At 54.1% G+C, this 5,548-nt stretch carries 3 protein-coding genes; all 3 read left to right on the plus strand.

Annotated elements, in window-relative coordinates; genetic code table 11:
* A partial coding sequence (locus PDO_RS09425) for a DUF11 domain-containing protein (RefSeq protein WP_007600856.1) occupies positions 1–969 on the plus strand: 969 nt, incomplete at its 5' end.
* Positions 966–4,637 (plus strand): hypothetical protein, encoded by a 3,672-nt coding sequence (locus tag PDO_RS09430; protein ID WP_007600857.1) that lies wholly within the window; start codon positions 966–968, stop codon positions 4,635–4,637. The genes PDO_RS09425 and PDO_RS09430, both read left to right, overlap by 4 nt.
* A 191-nt stretch (positions 4,638–4,828) precedes the next feature.
* Complete coding sequence (locus PDO_RS09435) at positions 4,829–5,374, plus strand: L,D-transpeptidase (RefSeq protein ID WP_244426402.1); 546 nt, start codon at positions 4,829–4,831, stop codon at positions 5,372–5,374.
* Positions 5,375–5,548: the final 174 nt, after the last annotated feature.

Genomic DNA, 5,548 nt, shown 5'->3' on the forward strand with positions numbered 1-5,548 from the left:
GCGATTTTACAGTCGTCAAACAAGCTGGTTTGCAACAAGTCCAGTCGGGGCGATCAAGTTCCGTATACGATTCTGGTAACCAACAATGCCGCTCTAGGCAATCCAGTCGTGACAATCACGGATCTTGTCCCCTCGGGATTCAGATACGTGCCAAGTTCCGGCTCGGTTGATGGCGTCAAGCGGGATCCGACGATTTCAGGGAGACTCTTCTCTTTTGAGAGTGTTTCCGTACCTGCAGGAAGAACCATTGAAGTCAAACTCAGCCTTCTCATTTTGAGTTCTGTCGAGGCAGGTCGGCACCGAAATTTCGCAAATGCTTTGGATGGCGCAGGGCAAGCAGTTGGTCCGGACGCAGTTGCAGATGTCGTGGTGCTCAACGATGCCGTTTTCGACTGCAGTGAAGTCATCGGTAAGGTTTTTGATGATGCGAACCGTGACGGGTATCAGGATGACGGCGAGATCGGTTTGGCGGGCGTTCGATTGGCAACCGTTACCGGGTTGTTGATTACGACGGATAGCTACGGGCGCTACCACATCCCTTGCGCCGAAACTCCCGATCCTCGTATTGGTTCGAACTTCATCCTGAAGCTAGATACGCGGACGCTGCCGACGGGTTACTCGCTGACCAGTGAAAACCCTCGAGTGGTGCGGCTCACGAGCGGAATGATGACAAAACTCAATTTCGGGGCCTCGATCGGGCGTGTCGTGACCCTTGCTGTTTCGGATGAGGCTTTCCAGCCCGACAGCATCGAGTTGACCCCTTACTGGGCCGAGGCTCTGGGTACCTTGATCAACATTCTTGGCAAAGAGCAGTCCACCTTGCGCCTAATCTATCTCGATGCCCGAGCCGATGGCGACTTGATCGCACGTCGCGTCGAGGAAATAAAACGTAAAATCAATGACCTATGGATTGAAGAGGGCAGTCATTACCGGCTCGAAATAGAAACACGCGTGGAGATCGTTCAATGAAACTGATGACCCCTAAAAATGCCCTTCGGGAATCGAGCTCCGCGACTGACGCCCTGCGTCAGGCGGTGGTCTTCATCGCGACAATAGCCTCATCGTCCCTTGCCGCGGATTCTGCTTTCCCCCAGGTATCCAAGGCTGCGGGAGGGGAGGCTTCGGTAGCGACTGCCGCGAAGGTCTCCGAAGCCACGCCGGAAAAGATACCGTTTTCAATCAGTGTCGATGGGCAAGTCGTTGACGAGAGCGGCGTGCCGGAGCGAAATACCCTTTCGTCCTCAACCGCAAGTTCGGTGGTGGACCAGTCACGCAAAACTGACGCCGATCTACACGCTGTCGATATTCAAGTGAAATTCGATGGTCTTGAACAGCGCACGCTTCTCAATGTCTCCACCATGCCGATCAGGCTCACTTATCGCGGGGGAGAACCAGTTACGTTTCTGGCGACATCGAATTATCCCGCATTCATCAAGCGCGCGGAAGTTCGAATTTCGAAATCTGATCGATATTCGACTGATACTCCTGTCACGACCCTGCCGATCGCCGTGAACAACAACGCGACTTGGATCATGCCCGATGGTGAAGATGATGATTATAGTTATGTCTTGAGGGTTTTCGATGAAAAAGGCAGGTTTGATGAAACCAAACCATTGGTGATCAAACGGACAACCAGGGAAATCAAACCTAAACTAGGAACAGAAGCGGTCTCCCCAGGCGCTGCCGAAGACCGTACAGCCGTGCAAAACATTCCGGTCTTTGGTGGCGCGGTAACGGTATTCGGTCGGAATGTGCCGCCCGGCTACCATCCGGAAGTCTTTCATGAACGCGTCCCCGTGGATCAGAATCGCACATTTGTCATCCAGCGCATTCTTCCTCCGGGGGATCACCAGATCGACATTGCGGTAAAAGGGGTGTCGAAGAGTGGTGGATTGAATTTCAATCGTGCGATCAACATCCCCGACAATGATTGGTTCTATATAGCACTCGCGGATCTGACTGTCGGCCGGCGCTTCGGCGGCCAGGCGATCGAAACAGTCCGGGACGGTGAATACGACCGGGTTTATACCAAGGGACGCGCCGCTTTTTACCTGAAGGGGAAAATCAGGGGAAAATATCTGCTCACGGCCGCAGCAGACACAGGTGAGGACGATATCAAAAACGTGTTCCGGGGTCTCGACGCCAAAGATCCAAAGCAGTTGCTTCGCAGGATCGATCCCGACGATTATTATCCGGTGTACGGAGACGATTCCGTCATACTCGAGGACGCACCGACCAGCGGTAAATTTTATGTCCGGCTCGACCGCGGTGATAGTCACGTCATGTGGGGCAACTACAAGACCAGGATCTCGGGTACGGAATTCATGCGCTCCAATCGTGGACTGTATGGCGCCAACGCGGTCTATTTGTCGCCAGGCGTAACTTCCGCCGGTGAACATCGCACGGAGGCGGTTGCCTATGCGGCACTGCCAGAGACCCTGCCGCAACGCGACGAATTTTTGGCGACCGGCGGGTCCGTCTATTTCCTGAAACACCAAGACGTAACATTGGGATCAGAAACACTGACGGTGGAAATCCGCGACAGTATGACGAATGAGTCTGGTCAGCGTGTGACCTTGATCGAAGGGGAGGATTACTCGATCGACTACCTGCAGGGAGTCGTGATCTTGAAGAAACCTCTATCCTCGTTGACGTTCGCACCGACCGCTGTGCGCGATGGTGCAAACAGAGTCTATCTTATCGTTGAATACGAATATGCGCCCCTTCTCGAAGACATTGACGGATATGTTCACGGAGGACGGATCCAGCATTGGGTTAGCGACAGCCTGAGGCTTGGTTTCTCCCACCTCGGTGAAAAAACGGAGACCGCAGATCAAATGGTCCTCGGTGCCGATTTCAAGCTGAAATTGACGACCAAGAGCTTCATCGAGGGTGAGATCGGAAATTCGAAAGGACTAGGATTTGGCGTCACTCGCTCGGCCGACGGGGGGATCACCATGTCGGATGAAGATCCAGTGGGTGGCAACTCTGCCAATGCCTGGCGGGTCAAAGGCAAAGTCGATCTCGCAGACCTCAATCTGGGAGGGCTTCGCGGCAGCATAGATGGCTTTTATGAGGAAAAGCAGGGAGGCTTCTCGGCCGCAGGCAGACAAGCCTCCGTGGACAAAAGGATCTGGGGTGCGCATGGCACTCTTGAATTGAGTGATAGTGTCAATCTCAATGTGAGGCACCGGGACCTGGCTGACGGCGAAGGACAGGTGAAGCGCAATAGTGAGGTTTCGACAAGCTGGCAGATAGACAATAGCAAGAAGGTCACATTAGGAGCCTCTTACACGAATTTGCATTCACTGCGCGCTACCGCTGCAGGCAAGTCCGGCTATGACGGTAGACGCTTGGATTCTGGACTGCGCTTGGACTACAAATCCGATGATGACCACTCCTACTACGGCTTTGTCCAGGGCACGGTGGCTCAGTCCGGCGATATTGACCGCAATGACAGGGTGGGCCTCGGTACGAACTATCGACTGACCGAGAAGGTTGGAATTTCCGGTGAAGCCTCCTACGGGACACACGGGCCAGGCGCCGCAGCGACGGTCAGTTACGACCCGACGGTGGATGACAGTTACTATATCGGCTATCGTCTTGATCCTGATCGATCGCACGACTTGAGCCGTGACGACGATCTCGACGGGACCGATTCCGGCACGATCGTGGGCGGCACGCGACGAAAAATCAACGAACAGGCGACGGCTTATGCCGAAAGCAACTACGATATGTTTGGTCGGCGCATGTCTCTGGCGCAAACCTACGGCGTAACTTACACTCCAGATGATCTATGGACCATCAGCACCAACTTCGAAACGGGGTTGGTGCAGGACGACACGATTGACAGCAAAACCGGGAAGGAACGTTCTGACTTTGAACGCAATGCAGGCGCATTCGGCACAACCTATCACGACCCGGACACAAACACACGCGGCCGAATCCGAGGTGAGGCGCGGTTCGAAGATTCCGATGACGCCACACGTGATCTGAACACTTATCTGCTATCTACCGCATTGTCCTGGAATGCGGAGCCCAATTGGAGAATCCTCGCTGGTCTCGACGGGGTGGTCTCGAGTGGAACCTCTGGCTCTTTCTGGAATGGGCACTACCTCGAAGCATCATTGGGCTTTGCTTATCGGCCGATTGACAATGATCGATGGAATTCGCTTTTCAAATACACTTACCTTGCGGATTTACCCGGAAATAATCAGGTGAACGCCGCGAGTGGAACAGAACTGGGTGTTGATCAGCGCAGCCATATCCTGTCAGCAGATACCAGCTACGACCTGTTGCCCTGGGTTACCATCGGTGGAAAATACGGTTTCCGTATTGGGGACGTCAGGGATCGGGAGGAAGCATCGTCGGAATGGAATGATTCGTTCTCTCAATTGCTCGCGGCGCGGGCGGACTTCCATATCATCAGCAAATGGGACGTTCTTCTCGAAGGGCGATTGCTGGATTCTCCCAGCGCCGGCACAAGCGATTTCGGATTTCTGGTGTCTGGTTATCGCCATATTGGCGACAGCTTTAAATTGGGAGCCGGATACAACTTCGGTGATTTCAGCGATGACCTTCGCGATCTGACCCTCAATGACCAAGGCGTTTTCGTAAATCTCGTTGGTAAGTACTGATCATGGAAAAAGATCCTTGCAGCAGTAAAGCGGGATGGCCGCACCAACCAGGGAAAAGCCGAGATCCTTGTCTCCTTGCAAGGCGCGCATTCATCTTAGGCGCGCCCGCGCTGATGGCGTCTGGATGTTTCCGCGTGAAACAACAAGACACAAAGCCTTCTCAGCCCCCCGTGCCAAGTGGACCTGCAATCTTGGATTTCAATCCGCAGGAAATCTACGGAGCAACAAGCGATCGGGATATTGTCCTTCCGGCCGTCAATTACCAAAAGCTTAGGCCGGATCTTCACCGCCAGATAGTTGTGGATCCAACCGCGGCCCAGGCCGGGACGATTGTCGTTCGCCTGGAAGAATATCATCTTTATTTTAGTCGCGGTGACGGTACTGCCATTAGATACGGTGTCGGGATTGGCGCAGATGGGTTCGCGTGGTCAGGGGCGGGTGTCATTGGTCGCAAGACGTCTTGGCCCCGCTGGACGCCGACGGCCGAGATGAAAGCGCGCGACCCAGGGTTGTCCGTGTATAGCAGTGGCAAGGAGGGGGGGGTCGAGAACCCATTGGGTGCCCGGGCGCTGTACATCTATAAGGGAGCCCTGGATACACTCAATCGCGTTCACGGAACGCCGGAGTGGTGGAGCATTGGGAGAGAGATTTCGTCAGGCTGTATTCGCATGCTCAATCAGGACGTTATTGATCTTTATGCGCGCACGCCGATGGGTGCGAATATATTGGTAAGTTAACGTGCGGAATGAGCCTGCGGCGCTTGGAAAAATGTGACGCCATCTCAACTTGCCAAGATGCGCCGCACAAAACCGCGAAATCATACGTGCCCAAAACGGGCCTGTCGCAAATTTCTGCGTTTAACGGTATGTTGACCATCGGAAGAGAAATTCCCGCTCCAGATGTTGTGGAGG

The organism is Rhizobium sp. PDO1-076 (assembly GCF_000247475.1).
In the GTDB taxonomy this organism is placed as follows: Bacteria; Pseudomonadota; Alphaproteobacteria; order Rhizobiales; family Rhizobiaceae; genus Allorhizobium.